The sequence below is a fragment of the Pseudomonas glycinae genome (genome assembly GCF_001594225.2).
GTDB lineage: Bacteria > Pseudomonadota > Gammaproteobacteria > Pseudomonadales > Pseudomonadaceae > Aquipseudomonas > Aquipseudomonas glycinae.
The window spans coordinates 2,340,130-2,358,159 of record NZ_CP014205.2; the positions used below are offsets into that span (position 1 = coordinate 2,340,130).

The following is an 18,030-nucleotide window of genomic DNA, read 5'->3' on the forward strand; positions in this document are numbered from 1 at the left end:
CATGAACGAACCTCTGCTGCAACTGACCGGCATCAGCCGCAGCTTCACGGCTGGCGATCGCGAATTTCTCGCGCTGAAGAACATCAACCTGACGATCAATGCCGGGGAAATGGTCGCGATCATCGGTGCCTCGGGCTCCGGCAAATCGACCCTGATGAACATTCTCGGTTGCCTCGACTACGCCACGGCCGGAAGCTACAAGATCAACGGCCGGGAAACCCGGGATCTGGACAATCAGGCGCTGGCCGAACTGCGTCGCGACTATTTCGGCTTCATCTTCCAACGCTATCACTTGCTGCCGCACTTGAGCGCGATGCACAACGTCGAGATGCCGGCGATCTATGCCGGCACGCCGGAGCCACAACGGCATGCGCGGGCCCGTGAATTGTTGGCTCGGCTGGGCCTGGAAGGCCACCTGACCCATCGCCCAAGCCAACTCTCGGGCGGTCAGCAGCAGCGGGTGAGTATCGCCCGGGCCTTGATGAACGGCGGCGAAGTGATTCTCGCGGACGAGCCCACCGGCGCCCTCGATACCACCAGCGGCAAGGAGGTGATGCGGATTCTGCTGGAGCTGCACGCGGCCGGGCACACGGTGATTCTGGTGACTCACGACCCCAAGGTCGCGGCCAACGCCGAGCGCATCATTGAAGTCAGCGACGGCGAAATCCTCAGCGACCGCCGCAACGAGCGCGACAGCACGGCACTGACCAATGAGGGCGCGGTCCCCAAATCCACAGCAGCGCGGCGGCTGGTGGCCAGCCTCGGATTGTTCAAGGAAGCGTTCAACATGGCCTGGGTCGCGCTGATTTCCCATCGCATGCGCACACTGCTGACCATGCTCGGGATCGTCATCGGCATTACCTCGGTGGTGTCGATCTCGGCCATCGGCGAAGGGGCCAAGCGCTATGTGCTCAAGGACATTCAGGCCATCGGCAGCAACACCATCGATATCTATTCCGGCACCAGTTTCGGCGACAGTCGCTCGGCGGCCATCGAAACCCTGGTGCCGGCGGATGTGGCGGCGCTCAATCAGCTGTACTACGTCGACAGCGCCACGCCGGTGGTCGGGCGCAATCTCCTGCTGCGCTATCGCAATATCGACCTCGATGCGCAGGTCAACGGCGTCAGCGATCTGTACTTCCAGGTGCGCGGGATCAAGATGGAGTCGGGCATCCCGTTCAGCGAAAGCGATGCCCGGCGCCAGGCTCAGGTGGTGGTTATCGATCACAACACTCGCCAACGGTTATTTGGCGAGGGAGTCGATCCGCTGGGGCAGGTGATCCTGATCGGTAATTTGCCGTGCACCGTGATTGGCGTGGCGGCAGAGAACAAGAATATCTTCTCGTCGAGCAAATCCTTGAATGTCTGGGTGCCTTACGAAACCGCAGCCGGCCGGCTGTTGGGCCAGCGTTACCTGGACAGCATCAGCGTGCGGATCAAGGACGGCCAGCCGAGCAAGGTGGTGGAAGACAACGTCAACAAACTGATGCTGCAGCGCCACGGCACCAAGGACTTCTTCACCAACAACCTCGACAGCGTGATGCAGACGGTGCAGAAAACCAGCCGCTCGCTGGCGCTGTTGCTGTCGCTGATTGCGGTGATTTCGCTGGTGGTGGGCGGCATCGGGGTGATGAACATCATGCTGGTGTCGGTCACTGAACGTACCCGGGAAATCGGCATTCGCATGGCGGTGGGGGCGCGGCAGTCGGACATCCGTCAGCAGTTTCTGGTGGAGGCGGTGATGGTCTGTCTGCTGGGCGGGGCGATTGGAATTTCGTTGAGTTACGCCATCGGCCATTTGTTTTCGCTGTTCATCAAGGAATGGGAGATGGTGTTCTCGCTGGGCTCGGTGCTGACAGCGGTGTTCTGCTCGACGCTGATCGGCATCGTGTTCGGCTTCGTGCCGGCGCGCAATGCTTCGCGGCTCGACCCGATCGAGGCCTTGGCGCGGGACTGAGGGGCCGGACATGAAAAAAACCGTCGTCCCTGGCAGGACGGCGGTTTTTTTACAGGCGCGTGATCGATCAGGCCGCGTTGGAAGGATCGCAGGCGGCCGGGCAGTCCTCAGGTGAATACATCCAGCGCATCAGCGAATGGCGACCGCTGATCCCCAGTTTGATGGCGGCGCGCTTGAGGTAGCTCTCGACGGTGTTGACCTTCAGTTGCAATTGCTCGGCCAGTTCAGGCGCGGTGCGCCCGGCCAGCAGACCCACGCACACTTCCATCTCTCGGTTCGACAGGCTCAGGCCCAGTTGCTGCACGCGCTCGCAAAAACGCAAGCGCAGGGTCTCCAGGCCTTGAAGCGATGCTTCGGTCGCTGCGGCTTGCACTTCGGGATCCGCACTCGCCGGTTGCAGCGCGTGGATATGCTTTTCCACCATCGGCAGCAGCACCGGGGAGATGTCCTGCAACAGGCTGCGCTCTCGCGCGGAGAAGCGCTTCGACGGGCCGCAGCGGTACACGGAAATCACATAACGGTAACCGTCCTTGCGCCGGGTCAGGTGCAACTGCGACGCATCGGTGACCGTGGAGGGTTCGGGGGCGGGCACGTCACTGTTAGCGGGATCGGTGCTCAGTTCGGAATACACCGTCTCGGCCGTCAGTGCCGCCTCTTTGGGGCATTCAGGGTCGATGCGCGGTTGTGCACGCCCGACCGGCTCCACGCGCATCTGCCGGATGTGTGTGGCATCCACGGCCAGTTGGGTGAGGATCAGGTCGTGCAGCATCCGCGGAAAATGCCGGCTGCCAGTGCTGGCGATGACTTTGCCGATGTGAGGGAACAGGTGTGAGTTCATGTGTTTCATCCATGAGTAGCAATGGGGGAATTGCGCTTTCCCGAGTCTCCGGCGGATGTCCTTGGCCGGCGACCACAAATCGGGAAATTTGGATCCTATCCTAGTACAACGTTTGAGCGACGGATTAATGAAGGGGCTATTAGCTCATAACCCGAACATTCAATGGCCGGACAGGCGCCGGTCCTCATGAGCGCGCGGTGTTCGAGCGATGATTGACCGCTCCAGAGCGTTTTGAAGTTTGCAGGAAACGGGCAAAAGCCATTTTGTCGATGGGCCGGCTCATGAAATAACCCTGCACTTCGTTGCATTGATCCTTGCCGAGAATGGCCAGTTGCTCTTCGGTCTCGACGCCTTCGGCCGTGACATTCAGGCCCATCGCCTTGCCCAGACCGATGATCGCTTGCACCACCGCACGATCATTGCTGCCAGTGCTGATCGAAGCAATGAAACGCTTGTCGATCTTGATGCCGTCGAACGGATAGGCGCGCAGGTAGCCCAGCGAGGAGTAGCCGGTGCCGAAGTCATCCATGTTCAACCTCACGCCCAGCTCTTTCAGCGCGTTCATGGTTGTCAATGCACCGTCGGTGTCGTTGAGCATGACGTTTTCAGTGATCTCCAGTTCCAGACGACTGCCCGGAAAGCGGGTTTCGACCAGTACCTCGCGCACATCCTGGACGACATCGCTCAGTGCAAACTGGGCAGGGGAGAGGTTCACCGACAGGAGGATTTCTGCAGGCCAGGTCAGGGCGGTCTGGCAGGCTTCGCGCAATACCCAGCGACCGAGGGGGACGATCAGGTCCGTCTGCTCCGCCAGCGGAATGAACAGATCGGGACCGAGCAGCCCTTTCGTCGGATGCTGCCAGCGCACCAGGGCTTCAACCGAAACAATTTCCTTGCCGTCCACCTTGTAGCGGGGCTGGTAGTGCAGCACCAGTTCGTTGTCTTTCAGCGCTTTGCGCAAGTCGTCTTCCATTTGTCGACGCGTCTGAATCTGGTCGCTCATGTGCGCTTCGAAATAGCACCAGGTGTTCTTGCCCTCCGACTTGGCCTGATAGAGCGCGATGTCGGCGCAGCGAATCAGCTCTGCGGCTTCGAAGCCGTGGCGCCGGCTCAGGGTGATGCCGATGCTGGCACCGATGTGCAACGGATGATGCTCGAACATCACCGGCTCATGCAGGCTGCCGATCAGACGTGTGCAGAACCGGTCGATTTCCTGATGCGAGTCCATGCCACTGAGTACGACGACGAATTCGTCGCCGCCCAGCCGCGCAACAATGTCGTGATCACGCGTGCATTCGCGCAGGCGCCTGGCGACTTCCTGCAGGACCGCATCACCGGCCGGATGCCCCAGTGAGTCATTGATCGGCTTGAAGTTGTCCAGATCGATCATCAGCAGTGACAGGGGTGCGGCATGCTCTTTGAGTTGCAGGGCCTCTTCCAGATAGCGCGCCAGTTTGTTGCGATTGGGCAGCCCCGTCAGTGCGTCGTGCATGGACAGGTGCTGGATCTGTGCATGGGCCGCCACTTCATCGGTAATGTCGCTGGCGGTGCCGCGATACCCGACGATGGAATGGCTTTCGACGATCGGCCGGGCGGACAGCCGGCAATAGCGTTGCTGTCCTGTTTCATCGCGGTAGGTACAGCGCAGGTCACTGGCGTTGACCTCTTCGTTCAGTTTCTTGAGCCATAGCTCCAGCGGCGTGGTATCGCAGGACAGTAACTGCATGATGTCCTGTCCCAGCCACTGTTCACGTGGGTAGCCGGTCACAGTACTGAAGCGCGCCGAGAGATAGGTGAGAGACAGGTGCCGGTCGATTTCCCAGATCCAGTCCGAAGCCGCTTCAGCCACGGCGCGAAAACGTTCTTCACTGGCCTCAAGTGCCTGATTGGCCGCTTGCATTGCGCGGTGTGAGGTCTGCATCGCTTCGAAGCTGTTGTCCACGTACTGCGACGAGCGCAAGGCATGCCGGAAAAAGTAGCCGGTCAACAGCATGAGGATGAGCAAAATGCTGCCAAGCGTCGGCAGCAATGACCACAGCAACTGTTGCCCCGGACGCTCGAGGTCTGCGACCAGACTGTAACCGGTACTGTCCAGCGGCACTCGGGGCTGGCCCGCTTCGATGGTTTCGTCCGGGGCCAGGGTCAGGTTGTTCAGGCCGAAGCCGCTGCCGATCTTCCGCAGTTTGGCAGGCGTCAGCTTGTCGACGAATACCAGCACGGAGGTGTTACGGGGTTCTTCGGTGGGGCGCTCGTCATTGGGAATGATGGCCGCCGCCGTCACCAGCGCCGGCCAGTCTTCAAACAACGAATAGGTACTGACGGGCTTGGTGAGGTCGCTCTGCAGCTGTACCTGGTCGACCAGTGCAGTGGCCGACGCCTTGAGAAAACCGGAAATGTTTGCTTCGACCAATTGGCCGCGCACCACCGCATATTTGGTCTGTTCCCGGTTCAGGACAAATACGCCGTCATAGCCATCGCTGGTGAACAGGGTTTTGCCGAGGTTTTGTTCAACGTAGGCCCAGTTCGTGTCGACCTGAGCGCTCAGGTGCTCATAGGCCGTTGTCCAGTAGGCGTAACTGGTGATGTAGTTTTTTGAAGCCAGGATGCGGTTTTCCAGGGCTCGGGTCGAATAGAACAGGTTGTCGTTCACATCGTCGTCATCGAGCCGCGTCGCAATACTGAACAGGGCACCGACGGCGGTGATGACACCGGCTATGAACAGCACGCCTACGGCAAAGGCCAGGCGTCGGGTGGCGTTACGTTGAGGCGAGGGGAGCGGGGCCGCATGAGTGGAAAAGTCCATTCGCTCATCCTTGATCCGTGATTACGGCATCTAGAACACTTGGATCGACGCAATGTTCAGTCTTGTCTGCGCCACCGTTTGAAGGGTAGCAGGCACTTCGGACTTTCATCGACAATGCGCGTCCACCAACTCGATCCAGTGCCTGACGGGCGTGCGGCCGGCGCCGTCGAGGTGGATCTGGCAGCCGATGTTGGCGGTGGCGATGATCTCGGGATGACCACTCTCCAGCGCATCGAGTTTGTTGTCGCGCAGTGACCTGGCCAGCGCCGGTTGGGTGATCGAGTAAGTACCCGCCGAGCCGCAGCACAGATGAGCGTCGGGGACGGCAGTCAGGTCGAAGCCCAGGCGGGTCAGCACCGACTCCACCGCACCGCCGAGTTTCTGTGCATGTTGCAAAGTGCACGGGCAATGGAAAGCTACACGTTGATTGGCGCGGATGCCGAAGGACTCGAGCGGCTCCTCGCGCAGCACCTCAACCAGGTCTTTTGCCAGCGCGCTGACGGCTTTGGCCTTTTCGGCATAAGCCGGATCGGCGCGAAGCAAGTGCCCGTAATCCTTGATGAACGCACCGCAACCGCTGGCAGTCTGTACGATCGCCTCGGCGCCCTGTGCGATGGCCGGCCACCACGCATCAATGTTGTGGCGCGCGCGCTCAAGACCGCTGGCCTGGGCGTCGAGGTGATAATCCACCGCGCCGCAACAACCCGCCTCGCGGGCAGGAATCACGCTGATGCCCAGACGATCCAGCACTCGGGCTGCTGCGGCATTGGTATTGGATGACAAGCCTGGCTGCACGCAACCCTCGAGCATCAGCACTTGTCGCGCATGACGGATGGCGGGACGTGGGGCAGGCAGCACCACGTTGCGTGGCAGTTTGTCTTGCAGGGAATGGGGCAGTAGCGCCCGGAACATCCGGCCGGCTTTGATCAGCCCTTTGAACATCTGTGGATTGGGCACGACGCGTCGAAGACCTTCACGCAACAGACGCTGCCCGAGCGGCCGCGCAACGGCGTCGTCGACCACCGCCCGGCCGATGTCGAGCAGGTTGTGATAGTCCACGCCGGAAGGGCAGGTGGTTTCACAGTTGCGACACGACAGGCAGCGATCCAGATGCTGCTGGGTTTTGGCCGTGACTTCGTTGCCTTCGAGCACTTGCTTGATCAAGTAGATGCGCCCGCGCGGGCCGTCCAGCTCATCGCCGAGCAATTGGTAGGTCGGGCAGGTCGCATTGCAGAACCCGCAATGCACGCACGTGCGCAGGATGCTTTCGGCCTCTTCGGCACGGGGCAGTTGTCGGGCTTGCGGGCTGAGGTTGGTCTGCATGGCTCAAAGCTCCGCGTACAGACGCCCGGGGTTGAAAATGCCCCGGGGGTCGAGTTGTCGTTTGAGTTGGCGGTGATAGTGCAGCAGGGCGGGTGCCAGAGGATGGAACGGTTCATCGATCAGGCCGTGGCTGTAGCAGGTCGCGTGGCCGCCGACGTGGCCGACCACTTTGCGAATGTTCGCCGCTTCTGCCGTGGATTTGAGCCAGCGTTGCGCACCGGCCCAGTCAAGCCACTGCTCGCCGGGCAGGTTCAGCGGCGGGGTGTTGAGCGGCACGGACAGGCGCCAGAGCGGTTGGTCTTGATCAAAGAAGCCCAGACGCTGTTCGTTGAGATCGGCCCAGAACGAACTGTCGATCAGCTCGCCGCCAAGTCGATCATGGGCGGCCGCCACTGAGCCTTCGCCGCCCTCCAGACGCAAGTGCAGTTGCCGGCCATCGTGACAGGCAGCGCTGATCGGCAACGGCTGCTGGCCCCATTCGGCCAGACGCAGCAACGCCTGTTCGCCGGACATCTCCAGACTGAGGCTCAGGCACGCTCGCGGTTTGGGCAGCACCTTTAACGAGACTTCGGTGATCACCCCAAGCGATCCGTAACTGCCGGCCATCAGGCGCGACAGGTCATAACCGGCAACGTTCTTCATGACTTCGCCACCAAAGCGCAGGTGTTTGCCGTGACCGGTGATGATCCGTGTGCCGAGCACAAAGTCGCGCACCGATCCCGACCACGGGCGACGCGGGCCTGACAACCCGCTGGCGATCATGCCGCCCACGGTGGCGTCGTCGGCGAATGCCGGCGGTTCGCAGGCCAGCATCTGTTGCGAGGCGTCCAGCATCGTCAGCAATTCTGCCAACGGAGTGCCGCAGCGCGCGGTAATCACCAGTTCGGTCGGGTCGTAGCGGACGATGCCGCAGTGAGCGCGGGTGTCGAGAATTTCACCGCCGACGATGCGTCCCAGAAAAGCCTTGCTGTTGGCGCCCTGAATGCGCAGCGGCGTGGCATTTTCCAGCGCTAGCTTGACCTGTTCGAGCAGATTGGCGCTGTCATCGAAATCCTTTGTATCGCCCATCAGAACCGCTCCAGTTCGGGGAAGGGCAACTGCCCGTGGTGTACGTGCAGGGCGCCGAATTCGGCACAGCGGTGCAGGGTCGGAATGTTTTTGCCGGGATTGAGCAAGCCACTCGGATCGAACGCCGCTTTCACGGCGTGAAACAGGGTCAGTTCGTCACCGTTGAACTGCGCGCACATCTGGTTGATTTTTTCCCGGCCCACACCGTGTTCGCCAGTGATGCTGCCGCCGACCTTCACGCACAGTTCGAGGATCTTGCCACCCAGCGCTTCGGCACGTTCCAGCTCGCCGGGCTGGTTGGCGTCGAACAGAATCAGTGGGTGCATGTTGCCGTCGCCAGCGTGGAATACATTGGCGACCCGCAAGCCATATTCGGCTGAAAGCTGCGCAATTGCGTGCAGTACACCGGGCAATTCGCGGCGCGGAATTGTGCCGTCCATGCAGTAATAGTCCGGCGACAACCGGCCCACGGCGGGGAACGCATTCTTGCGTCCGGCCCAGAATCGCACGCGTTCGGCTTCGTCCCGGGCCTGGCGCAGTTCGGTGGCGCCGGCGTGTTCAAGTACTTGCCGGACCCGCGTGCAATCATCGTGGACATCGGCTTCAACGCCATCGAGTTCGCAAAGCAGAATCGCCTCGGCGTCCACCGGATAACCGGCGTGGATGAAGTCTTCGGCCGCGCGAATCGCCAGGTTATCCATCATTTCCAGGCCGCCGGGGATGATGCCGGCCGCGATGATGTCGGCCACTGCGCGGCCGGCCTTTTCCACGGAGTCGAATGCCGCCAGCAGCACTTTGGCCGTCTGCGGTTTGGGCAAGAGCTTGACCGTGACTTCGGTAATCACCCCGAGCAGGCCTTCGGAGCCGGTGAACAGTGCCAGCAGGTCGAAACCGGGGGAATCCAGCGCGTCCGATCCCAATGTCAGGCGTTCGCCATCGACGCTGAGGATCTCGACCTTGAGCAGGTTGTGCACAGTCAGTCCGTACTTGAGGCAGTGCACGCCACCGGCGTTTTCCGCCACATTGCCGCCGATGGAGCAGGCGATTTGCGAGGAAGGATCAGGCGCGTAATACAACCCGAACGGCGCCGCGGCCTGGGAGATCGCCAGATTGCGCACACCGGGTTGAACCCGTGCAGTACGCGCCGCGGGATCGATGTGCAGGATGTTATTGAAACGCGCCATCACCAGCAGCACACCTTTTTCCAGCGGTAGAGCGCCGCCGGACAATCCGGTCCCGGCGCCCCGGGCCACCACCGGCACACGTCGTTCGTGGCAGATTCGCAACACGCCCTGAACTTCATCGATATGTCGTGGCAGTACCACCAGCAGCGGCGTGGTGCGATAGGCGGACAGCCCATCGCATTCATACGGCTTCAATTCTTCGCGCTGATGCAACACTTCCAGGTCTGGCCATTGGTGCAGCAGGGCCTGCAGAAGTGCAGTCTTGTCGACGTCGGGCAAAACGCCGTCGACCTGTTCGTCGTAGAGAATGTTCATGATCGCTGGACGACCCTCCGTTGTCGTTATTCGAGGTCGGTGCCGGTTTCCATCATTGGGCTGCTGACACCGAGAAGTAAAGCGTAGCGGCCGGAGGTCCGTTGGCTCCCGCGCTCCTGTAATATGCCGCCACCTCACCCCAACGAGCATGGAAAATGGATTCTCACTCGATTCTGGCCTTTACCCTGGTTGCCGCGATTGCGATCGCCAGCCCGGGGCCCGCGACCCTGATGGCGATCAACAACAGCCTGGCCCATGGTCAACGCAGTGCAATCTGGTCATCCCTCGGCAATGCCAGTGGCCTGTTCTGCCTCTCGGCTGCCGCGATGCTGGGACTTGGGGCCTTGCTGGCCAGCTCCGAAATGCTGTTCAACGCGGTGAAAATCATCGGTGCCGGTTATCTGTTCTACCTCGGGATCCGGCAGTTGTTCAAAAAAGGTTCGATGCTCCCGGAGCACGTTGAAGATGAGTCGAAAAAGGTCCGGCCTACTCGCAGCAAACTGTACAAGTCAGCGTTCCTGACGGCCGTGACCAATCCCAAGGCAACAATGTTCTTCACCGCACTGTTTCCTCAGTTCATCAATCAGGGCGCGACATTGCTGCCGCAGTTTCTGATCCTCACCTCGATTTTCATGGCGTTGTCGGTGACGTCGCTGACGCTTTATGCAGCGCTCGCCTCGCGGGCCAAGGGCGTGCTGACCCGGCCTGCGCTGTCCCGCTGGGTCAGTCGGGTGGTGGGAACTACGTTTATCGGTTTTGGGGCTGCGATTCTGACGATGCGTCGGCAGGCCGCGTAAGTAAAAGCTGTCCGACTGAAATCAGTCATCCATTTCAAGGAAGCATTGCGTGGCACTCAGGGTTTTAGTGGTCGGCGGTTATGGAAATTTCGGCAGCATTGTCAGTCGGCATTTGATTGAGATGCCTGACATCGAGTTGGTGATCTCAGGCCGCGACCCGCAGAAATTGGCGCACAAAGTCGACGAGCTGAAAGCCCGGTCGGGCGTTGTCTGCGAGAGTTGGTGCGGCAACGCGATGGGGGACGGGTTTGACGCAGCTCTGAAATCGATGAACATTCAACTGGTCATCCACACCGGCGGCCCGTTTCAAGGGCAATCCTATGCGGTTGCCGAGCGCTGCATCGGCGCGGGTGTGCATTATTGCGATTTGTCCGACTGCCGAACATTTGTCAACGACATCGGAATCCTCGATGCCCGCGCGAAACAGGCCGGGGTGGCGATTCTCAGCGGTTGCAGTTCGGTGCCAACACTTTCATCGGCCCTTATCGATGAACAGCGGCATCGCTTCTCCCGCATCGATTCGATCGAACATGGTATTTCCTCGTCGGCGAAAATGCCGGGCCTGTCGACGGTTGAAGGTGTTCTGGCCTACGCCGGCAAGCCGATCAGGCAACTCAGGAATGGCCAGGTTCATGAGGTGGCAGGCTGGCTGGACCTGACGTTGCGCAAGATGCCTCACCTGGGCGTTCGGGTGCTGGCGAATGTCGACGTGCCGGACATGGATATCTTCGCTAAACGCTATGGCGCACAAACCTTGAGTTTCAAGGCGGGTGCGGGCCTGAAGCTGGGTGGTGTGGCCAACGGTCTGTTCGCGCTGGCCCGCAGGTTTGGTGCGTTTCGTGATCATCTTCCCTGGGCCGCGCGGCTTCATCGTTGGGGGACCTGGTTCGAGCGATTCGGTGATGGCAAAAGCGCAATGTATATCGACGTGACAGGACTCGGTATCGACGGAAAACCGCTGGCCATGACGGTGCAGCTCACCGCCCGGAATGACAAGGGACCGGAAATTCCCAGCTGCGCAGCCGTTGCCCTGGCCGCGAAAATCGCGCAGGGATACCAGCCCGAGGCTGGCGCACGTCCTTGTGTAGGAGAGGTCAGCGTTGACGAGTACATGGCGGCCATCAACGATCCGCAGAATCTGAGCCTGTCGATGCATTTCTCTGACGGGCAGAACTGACCGTGCTCTACCTATGCCTCAAATACATTCACATCATCGCCGCGGTTTTCCTGTTCGGATTCGGCATGGGGTCGTACCTCTACTTGATCGCCGCGAGCCGTACAGCCAACCCTTTGGTGATCGCGCACGTGGCGAGAATGGTCGTACGGTTCGACGCCTGGATCACCACGCCGGCGGGCTTTATTCAGGTCGCGACGGGTTACGGGTTGACCAGGCTTGCCGCAATGCCCTTGACCACGGAGTGGGTACTGACGTCCTTGATCATTTTCCTGTGCGTCGGCTCGCTCTGGTTGCCGGTTTTGGTGCTTCAGAAGCGTTTGTACGTGATGGCTTCAAGCGCAGTCGAGACTGGGGCAGGGCTCGCTGATGACTACCGCTGCGTGTATCGAAAGTGGTTCTGGATGGGTGTTGCCGGTTTTCTGGGGATGTTCGTGATCGTGCTGCTGATGGTGACGAAGATGACGCCGGGGCAGTGGGCCGACCTGTTGGTGTAGCGAACGCAACGCCCGATACACCCGCACCGGACGTCGCGTCGTATCAGGCAAAGCTCAATCCAGATCGCTCGCCTGATGCCGCTCCGCAACCTGGCTCGCTTCATCGCCCCACGTCCGGTTGACGCGCTGGCCACGAATCACCGCAGGCCGTTCGGCAATCTCTTGCGCCCAGCGCTGCACATGGGTGTATTCATGGGCGGAAAGAAACTCGGCGGCAGAATAGACATTGTTGCGCACCAATTGCCCGTACCAAGGCCAGACCGCGATGTCGGCGATGGTGTAGTCGTTGCCGGCAAGGTAAGGGCTTTCGCTCAGTCGGCGATCGAGCACATCCAGCTGCCGCTTGGTTTCCATGGTGAATCGATTGATCGGGTATTCGAGTTTCTCCGGCGCATACGCATAAAAATGTCCGAAGCCACCGCCGAGGTAGGGCGCTGAGCCCATCTGCCAGAACAGCCAGTTCAGGGTTTCAGTGCGTCCCGCCAGGTCGGTAGGCAGGAAGGCGCCAAATTTTTCCGCCAGATAAAGCAGGATCGAGCCGGATTCGAAGACGCGAATGGCCGGTTCTGCGCTGCGATCCAGCAACGCCGGAATTTTCGAATTGGGGTTGATCTCGACAAAGCCGCTGGAGAACTGATCGCCCTCGTTGATGCGGATCAGCCAGGCGTCATACTCGGCGCCGGTGTGTCCGAGCGCCAGCAGCTCCTCAAGCAGGATAGTCACCTTCACGCCGTTGGGTGTGGCCAGCGAGTAGAGCTGCAGCGGGTGTTTGCCAATTGGCAATGTTTTTTCATGCGTCGGCCCGGCAATCGGACGATTGATGCTGGCGAACTGGCCGCCGGACGGAGCGATGTGTTTCCAGACCTTGGGTGGAGCGTAGGGCGCCTTGCTCATGAAACGGACCTCATCGGTTGTATGCTGGATGACGTGAGCCGGGCAGGGAGCGTGCCGGGCTCTTGTCGAACAGGACACCATAGAAGGGCGTTTGAATGCCACTGGTTGTTCGCTGAAATGGTTTGGGTAAAAAACGAGCCCGGCATGTGCCGGGCTTCTGGCCGCTTCTTCTATATAGAAGAATGTTGTGTGTCGGTAGCAGAGCTATGGCGCGAATCTGTGCGCAATTGCGCCGGACTCACGCCAAGGCGCTGTTTGAAGGCTGTGGTCATATGCGCCTGTGAGTTGAAGCCGCAAGCGAGAGCTATCTGCGAGAGGCTGGCCGTTGTATCGCGCATCGACGCTCGGGCTTTGGCCAGCCGCCTGTCGATCAGGTAACTGTGAGGGCTTTTGCCGGTCGCCTGCTTGAAGGCGCGCATGAAATAGCCCTCTGACAAGTCCAGCAATTGCGCCATTTCCGGGACGCTGAGCGGGCTGCCGAGGCCGGCGTCGATGAACTCGTCCAGCAGGCGCATTCGGCTGCCGGTGATCGAGCCTTGATGCATTGCGGCCTCATGGCCCTCAACCCGTTCAGCCAGGTTGAGCGCCCAGCTTTCCCAGTCATCATCCAGAGAGGCTTGCAGCAGCGCATTGCGCATTCGCGACGCGAGGTGAATAGCCTGCGGGTCGATGCGATTGTTGAACGCACTGTCTCCCGCCAGTGCCGTGCCGTCTGTGCGTATCACTCGCAGGTACTCGCCGCCCATGGGTGACTCGGACAACACGTCACATCCAGCCGGAACAAACGCCAGGCCATTGGGCATCGCATCGAAGGGGCGTATCCGGTCAGTACCAATGGCGTGCACGCCGCGCTGGCTGTCGAAGGCAAAGCCGATCGCGGACTGGGTCGCCACGTATCGCACCGAGTAGGCAGCGCCGGGCAGCAGCTCGATCGCCCACGGACCGGCTTCGACACGACGTATCGGCTCATCAATGACTATGGAATGGCGACGGTTTCGCTGGCTCATGAACACCATAGTAGTGAAGGGAGCGCACAAAAGTCAGGTCGGTTTTTTGAAAGCCGACGTCATGCGTCCGTGCCTAGACTGAGCCAAAACTCAAGGAGCTACCTATATGCACGCATTGACTCGCGATGATATTGAAAATGCTGCCCGTCAGGTTTATCAGGTGATGCCGGCCACCGCCCAGTACCGTTGGCCGTTACTGGCCGAGCGGTTGGGCTGCACCGTTTGGGTCAAGCATGAAAACCATACGCCCACCGGCGCCTTCAAGGTGCGCGGCGGTATTACCTTTATGCACTGGCTGCGTCGTGAACATCCGGCTGTCAAAGGCATTGTCTCTGCGACGCGTGGCAATCACGGTCAGAGTCTGGCGCTGGCGGCGCGGGCGGCGGGGCTGAAAGCGTTGATTGTGGTGCCGCGGGGCAATTCGCTGGAAAAGAACAACGCCATGCGTGGCTTTGGTGGTGAAGTGGTCGAGTGCGGGCGCGATTTTGACGAGGCTCGTGAGGAGGCGGCGCGCCTGGCGCAGGAGCATGACCTTTTCCTGGTGCCGCCGTTTCACGTTGAACTGGTAAAGGGGGTGGCAACGTATGCGCTGGAGTTGTTCGGTGCTGCGCCGGATCTGGATACGGTTTACGTGCCCATCGGTTGCGGATCGGGGATCTGTGGTGTGATCGCCGCTCGCGACGCGCTAGGACTGAATACCGAGGTGGTGGGGGTGGTGTCGACAGAGGCCGCGGCTGCCAAGTTGTCGTTTGAAGCGAACGTGATCTGCGAAACCCCGTCGGCGAACACCTTTGCCGATGGCCTGGCCGTGCGCAAGCCGATTGCGCAGGCGTTCGACATCTATAAGGAAGGGGCGACGAGGATCGTCTCGGTCAGCGAAGGCGAGATCGCCCAAGCCATGCGTGTCTATTACACCGATACCCACAACCTCGCAGAAGGCGCGGGTGCCTCAGCGTTGGCCGCATTGATGCAGGAACGTGGAAAAATGCAGGGGAAACAGGTCGGCGTGATTCTGTCCGGGGGAAATATTGACCAGTCGGTGTATGCCACGGTGATTGGTTGATTGTCGGTGAAAAGAATTTTCAAACGGGGGTTGACCACGAATTTCAATCCGGTATTATTCGCCTCCCGTTAGCGAGCAACGTTATGTTGCTTCTGACGCAAGTGATTGAATTTAAATGAAAATAATCACTTGACAGCAAATGAGGCTGCTGTAGAATGCGCGCCTCGGTTGAGACGAAAGATCTTAACCAACCGCTCTTTAACAACTGAATCAAGCAATTCGTGTGGGTGCTTGTGGAGTCAGACTGATAGTCAACAAGATTATCAGCATCACAAGTTACTCCGCGAGAAATCAAAGATGTAACCAACGATTGCTGAGCCAAGTTTAGGGTTTCTTAAAAACCCAAAGATGTTTGATCGATGTTCGTCTTCGGTTTTGCCCTGGTGCCGATCTACGACGTGATGTGCAAAGCGTTCGGCATCAACGGCAAGACCGCCGGGCAGTACGAGGGCGAGCAGACCGTCGATGCCTCGCGGCAAGTGCGGGTGCAATTCCTGTCGACCAACACCGCCGACCGTAATAACTTCGTATAGCATACATTATACGAAGTTATACGAAGGCAAGAAACACAGTCCTCGCCACTTGAGCAAAAAAGGTGACGGAGAATTACGGCGTCTTGCACACAATGCAGCTATGGCAGCTTGTCGGTCCCCTGTTTGGAAACCGTTCTATGAATCCTATCTGGCAAGAGGTCTAGCCAGAACTCAGGCTTTGGTCATCCTCGCCCGTAAGCTTTGCCGGGTGGCATTCGCCCTCATGAAAAATCAGAGCGAATACCAACCCAATTTAAGGTTGCAGGGTTCCCCTGCAACATAGAATCTCCCACAGTAATCCAGCGACTGGCACAGATTTTCGATGCGCCGCCACCGACAGACAGCTGCTCCTGGGGAGGTCGGCTGCGTTCGCGCTTGCATGCACGAAAGACCCGAAACAGAGCGGTTACGACAGAAAAAAGAAGCTCGTTTTTTTAACGCCTGAAGCAACAAAACTACTAATTTATCTCTGCCCTTTCCTTGCCCATGATCAACCCCAACAAGAAATGCGCCGTCCGTGCCGGCGCTCACTGAAGTACGTCCACGTACTCGTCCTTGCCTTGGAGTTCGTCATGGCCACCTCTGCATCAACGTCTGCACCGCTCATTGAAAAACACACGATCGGCTACGTGCCGCCCGAAGATCGCCACGGAAAGGTTCGGGATCTGTTCACCCTCTGGTTCGGCGGCAATATCGCGCCGTTGCCCATCGTCACCGGCGCCCTCGGCGTGCAGCTGTTTCACCTGAATCTGGTGTGGGGCATCGTCGCCATTCTGGTCGGCCATCTGGTCGGCGGTGTGCTGATGGCGCTGCACTCGGCGCAAGGCCCGCAGATGGGCATCCCGCAGATGATCCAGAGCCGTGCGCAGTTCGGCTCCCTCGGCGCACTGCTGGTGGTGTTGATTGCCGGCGTCATGTACATCGGCTTCTTCGCCTCCAACATCGTGCTGGCCGGCAAATCCCTGCATGGCGTGGTCGACAGCGTTCCGGTGCCGGTCGGCATCGTCATCGGTGCGCTGGGTTCGGGGATCATCGGCATCATCGGTTACCGCTTCATCCACGTGCTCAACCGCATCGGCACCTGGGTCCTGGGGATCGGCATCGTGGTCGGCTTCGGCTACATCCTCACCCACATCCAGACCGATGATTTCCTCACTCGCGGCAGCTTCAACCTCTCGGGCTGGCTCGCCACCGTGTCGCTGGCGGCGCTGTGGCAGATCGCGTTTGCGCCTTACGTGTCGGACTACTCGCGCTACCTGCCGGCGAACGTGCCGGTGGCGGCGACCTTCTGGACGACCTATCTGGGATCGGCGCTGGGTTCGAGCCTGTCGTTCGTGTTCGGCGCCGTCGCCGTGCTGGCAACGCCAGTGGGCTTGGACACCATGGACGCGGTGAAACTCGCCACCGGCGCCATCGGCCCGCTGATGCTGGTGCTGTTTCTGCTCAGCGTCATCAGCCACAACGCCCTCAACCTGTATGGCGCGGTGCTGTCGCTGATCACCCTGGTGCAAACCTTCGCCTACCGCTGGATTCCGACCGCCAAGAGCCGCGCAGTGATTTCGATCATCGTGCTGCTGGCCTGCTGCTTCGCTGCGGTCGGCGCTTCGGCGGACTTCATCGGCCACTTCGTCGACATGGTGCTGGTATTGTTGGTCGTGCTGGTGCCGTGGACCGCGATCAACCTGATCGACTTCTACGCCATCCACAAAGGCCAGTACGACATCGGCTCGATTTTCCAGGTCGATGGCGGCATCTACGGCCGTTACAACCCGCAGGCCTTGCTGGCTTACGCGATCGGCATCGCGGTGCAGATTCCGTTCATGAACACGCCGCTGTACGTCGGGCCGGTGTCGGCCCACATCAACGGCGCGGACCTGTCCTGGCTGGTTGGCCTGCTGGTGACCTCGCCGCTGTATTTCTGGCTGGCGACTCGTGACAGTGCTTATCGTCGGCGGCTGACTTGCGGAAAACTGGCGAACAATCTGTAAGTCATCCGTTTTGCGCTGATACGCGAAGGCCCTCGCAAATGAGGGCCTTTTTTTGTTTTGGATGGAGCCGTCTATTTCGCTTTGAACGCCTCACGCCGCGCCTGTCGTTCGGCAACGTACGCCTCTTGCGACTGGCTGATCAGATCCTCACGGCGCAACACTTCGCCGCAGTGATCGCACACCGGCCCAAGGCCCGCGCTGTGATTGCAGTTCTTGTGGGTCATGTTCACCGCCAGCCCCTCCTCCGGCGATTTGCACCAGGTCTCGCCCCAGGCGCGCAACGCAATTATCACCGGGTAAAACGCCTCGCCCTTTGCGGTGAGGTGGTACTCGTAGCGTTTCGGCCGCTCGTTGTACAAGCGACGCTCGACCAACCCGTCGGCCTCGAGGCTTTTCAGACGGGCGGCGACCATCTGCGGCGTACCGCCGGTCTGGGCCAGGATCTCGTCGTAGCGATGGCTGCCCATGAACAATTCGCGCAAAACCAGCACCGTCCAGCGGTCGCCGACGATCGCCTCGGCCCGGGAAATCGGGCACAGCGTATCGGGAAGACTATCGTTTACAGCCATCAGGGCTTGCCTCTTTCACA

The 18,030-nt window shown here is 60.0% G+C and carries 14 protein-coding genes and 2 pseudogenes; 8 read left to right on the forward strand and 8 right to left on the reverse strand.

The window, feature by feature from the left end; translation table 11 throughout:
- Position 1 precedes the first annotated feature (1 nt).
- Complete coding sequence (locus tag AWU82_RS10285) at positions 2 to 1,957, forward strand: MacB family efflux pump subunit (protein WP_064382265.1); 1,956 nt, start codon at positions 2 to 4, stop codon at positions 1,955 to 1,957.
- 67 nt (positions 1,958 to 2,024) lie between these two features.
- Here AWU82_RS10285 and AWU82_RS10290 read toward each other — a convergent pair whose 3' ends face one another.
- The 5 genes from AWU82_RS10290 to glcD form a co-directional block, all read right to left on the reverse strand.
- Complete coding sequence (locus AWU82_RS10290) at positions 2,025 to 2,795, reverse strand: helix-turn-helix transcriptional regulator (protein WP_064382264.1); 771 nt, start codon at positions 2,793 to 2,795, stop codon at positions 2,025 to 2,027.
- Positions 2,796 to 2,979: 184 nt separating this feature from the next.
- On the reverse strand, positions 2,980 to 5,598 hold the full coding sequence (locus AWU82_RS10295; protein ID WP_064382263.1) for a bifunctional diguanylate cyclase/phosphodiesterase: 2,619 nt from the start codon (positions 5,596 to 5,598) through the stop codon (positions 2,980 to 2,982).
- Positions 5,599 to 5,703: 105 nt separating this feature from the next.
- On the reverse strand, positions 5,704 to 6,921 hold the full coding sequence (gene glcF / locus AWU82_RS10300) for a glycolate oxidase subunit GlcF (RefSeq protein WP_064382262.1): 1,218 nt from the start codon (positions 6,919 to 6,921) through the stop codon (positions 5,704 to 5,706).
- A gap of 3 nt (positions 6,922 to 6,924) precedes the next feature.
- Complete coding sequence (glcE, locus tag AWU82_RS10305) at positions 6,925 to 7,989, reverse strand: glycolate oxidase subunit GlcE (RefSeq protein ID WP_064382261.1); 1,065 nt, start codon at positions 7,987 to 7,989, stop codon at positions 6,925 to 6,927.
- Positions 7,989 to 9,488: a glycolate oxidase subunit GlcD gene (gene glcD, locus AWU82_RS10310; protein WP_064382260.1), complete on the reverse strand. Its 1,500-nt coding sequence runs from the start codon at positions 9,486 to 9,488 to the stop codon at positions 7,989 to 7,991. The genes glcE and glcD overlap by 1 nt, the downstream gene beginning before the upstream one ends.
- Before the next feature lie 155 nt (positions 9,489 to 9,643).
- Between glcD and AWU82_RS10315 the strand changes: the two genes are divergently transcribed.
- Genes AWU82_RS10315 through AWU82_RS10325 form a run of 3 tightly spaced genes read left to right on the forward strand, consistent with a single transcriptional unit; the run spans position 9,644 to position 11,956 of the window.
- The gene (locus tag AWU82_RS10315) at positions 9,644 to 10,285 is read left to right on the forward strand and encodes a LysE family translocator (protein ID WP_064382259.1); all 642 of its coding nucleotides are present in this window, start codon (positions 9,644 to 9,646) and stop codon (positions 10,283 to 10,285) included.
- Between the two features lie 49 nt (positions 10,286 to 10,334).
- Positions 10,335 to 11,462: a saccharopine dehydrogenase family protein gene (locus tag AWU82_RS10320; protein WP_064382258.1), complete on the forward strand. Its 1,128-nt coding sequence runs from the start codon at positions 10,335 to 10,337 to the stop codon at positions 11,460 to 11,462.
- 2 nt (positions 11,463 to 11,464) lie between these two features.
- A complete protein-coding gene (locus tag AWU82_RS10325; protein WP_064382257.1) occupies positions 11,465 to 11,956 on the forward strand; it encodes a DUF2269 family protein in 492 nt (163 codons plus the stop codon).
- Positions 11,957 to 12,010: 54 nt separating this feature from the next.
- Here AWU82_RS10325 and yghU read toward each other — a convergent pair whose 3' ends face one another.
- Both yghU and AWU82_RS10335 read right to left on the reverse strand, forming a co-directional pair.
- Positions 12,011 to 12,850: a glutathione-dependent disulfide-bond oxidoreductase gene (yghU, locus tag AWU82_RS10330; RefSeq protein WP_064382256.1), complete on the reverse strand. Its 840-nt coding sequence runs from the start codon at positions 12,848 to 12,850 to the stop codon at positions 12,011 to 12,013.
- Between the two features lie 170 nt (positions 12,851 to 13,020).
- Positions 13,021 to 13,866: a helix-turn-helix transcriptional regulator gene (locus tag AWU82_RS10335; RefSeq protein WP_064382255.1), complete on the reverse strand. Its 846-nt coding sequence runs from the start codon at positions 13,864 to 13,866 to the stop codon at positions 13,021 to 13,023.
- A gap of 97 nt (positions 13,867 to 13,963) precedes the next feature.
- Here AWU82_RS10335 and AWU82_RS10340 point away from each other — a divergent pair, with 97 nt between their 5' ends.
- From AWU82_RS10340 to AWU82_RS10350, 4 genes and pseudogenes are all read left to right on the forward strand, one after another.
- Complete coding sequence (locus AWU82_RS10340) at positions 13,964 to 14,920, forward strand: threonine dehydratase (protein WP_064382254.1); 957 nt, start codon at positions 13,964 to 13,966, stop codon at positions 14,918 to 14,920.
- A 359-nt stretch (positions 14,921 to 15,279) separates the two neighbouring features.
- Positions 15,280 to 15,435: pseudogene (locus AWU82_RS10345) on the forward strand (cytochrome c oxidase assembly protein); the annotation flags it as partial.
- Between the two features lie 43 nt (positions 15,436 to 15,478).
- Positions 15,479 to 15,736 (forward strand): annotated as a pseudogene (locus tag AWU82_RS29190) (IS110 family transposase); the annotation flags it as partial.
- Between the two features lie 289 nt (positions 15,737 to 16,025).
- Entirely contained in the window at positions 16,026 to 17,441 is a 1,416-nt protein-coding gene (locus AWU82_RS10350) for a purine-cytosine permease family protein (protein ID WP_064379372.1), read from the forward strand.
- A 71-nt stretch (positions 17,442 to 17,512) separates the two neighbouring features.
- Here the strand turns inward: AWU82_RS10350 and AWU82_RS10355 are convergent, their stop codons facing one another.
- On the reverse strand, positions 17,513 to 18,010 hold the full coding sequence (locus AWU82_RS10355; protein WP_064379374.1) for a winged helix-turn-helix transcriptional regulator: 498 nt from the start codon (positions 18,008 to 18,010) through the stop codon (positions 17,513 to 17,515).
- Positions 18,011 to 18,030 lie beyond the last annotated feature (20 nt).

What these genes read in the sequence shown, in the direction of transcription:
- AWU82_RS10285 (WP_064382265.1), top strand. Translation starts at nt 2, where the DNA reads ATGAACGAACCTCTGCTGCAACTGACCGGCATCAGCCGCAGCTTCACG.
- AWU82_RS10290 (WP_064382264.1), bottom strand. Translation starts at nt 2,795, where the DNA reads ATGAACTCACACCTGTTCCCTCACATCGGCAAAGTCATCGCCAGCACT.
- AWU82_RS10295 (WP_064382263.1), bottom strand. Translation starts at nt 5,598, where the DNA reads ATGGACTTTTCCACTCATGCGGCCCCGCTCCCCTCGCCTCAACGTAAC.
- glcF (WP_064382262.1), bottom strand. Translation starts at nt 6,921, where the DNA reads ATGCAGACCAACCTCAGCCCGCAAGCCCGACAACTGCCCCGTGCCGAA.
- glcE (WP_064382261.1), bottom strand. Translation starts at nt 7,989, where the DNA reads ATGGGCGATACAAAGGATTTCGATGACAGCGCCAATCTGCTCGAACAG.
- glcD (WP_064382260.1), bottom strand. Translation starts at nt 9,488, where the DNA reads ATGAACATTCTCTACGACGAACAGGTCGACGGCGTTTTGCCCGACGTC.
- AWU82_RS10315 (WP_064382259.1), top strand. Translation starts at nt 9,644, where the DNA reads ATGGATTCTCACTCGATTCTGGCCTTTACCCTGGTTGCCGCGATTGCG.
- yghU (WP_064382256.1), bottom strand. Translation starts at nt 12,850, where the DNA reads ATGAGCAAGGCGCCCTACGCTCCACCCAAGGTCTGGAAACACATCGCT.
- AWU82_RS10335 (WP_064382255.1), bottom strand. Translation starts at nt 13,866, where the DNA reads ATGGTGTTCATGAGCCAGCGAAACCGTCGCCATTCCATAGTCATTGAT.
- AWU82_RS10340 (WP_064382254.1), top strand. Translation starts at nt 13,964, where the DNA reads ATGCACGCATTGACTCGCGATGATATTGAAAATGCTGCCCGTCAGGTT.
- AWU82_RS10350 (WP_064379372.1), top strand. Translation starts at nt 16,026, where the DNA reads ATGGCCACCTCTGCATCAACGTCTGCACCGCTCATTGAAAAACACACG.
- AWU82_RS10355 (WP_064379374.1), bottom strand. Translation starts at nt 18,010, where the DNA reads ATGGCTGTAAACGATAGTCTTCCCGATACGCTGTGCCCGATTTCCCGG.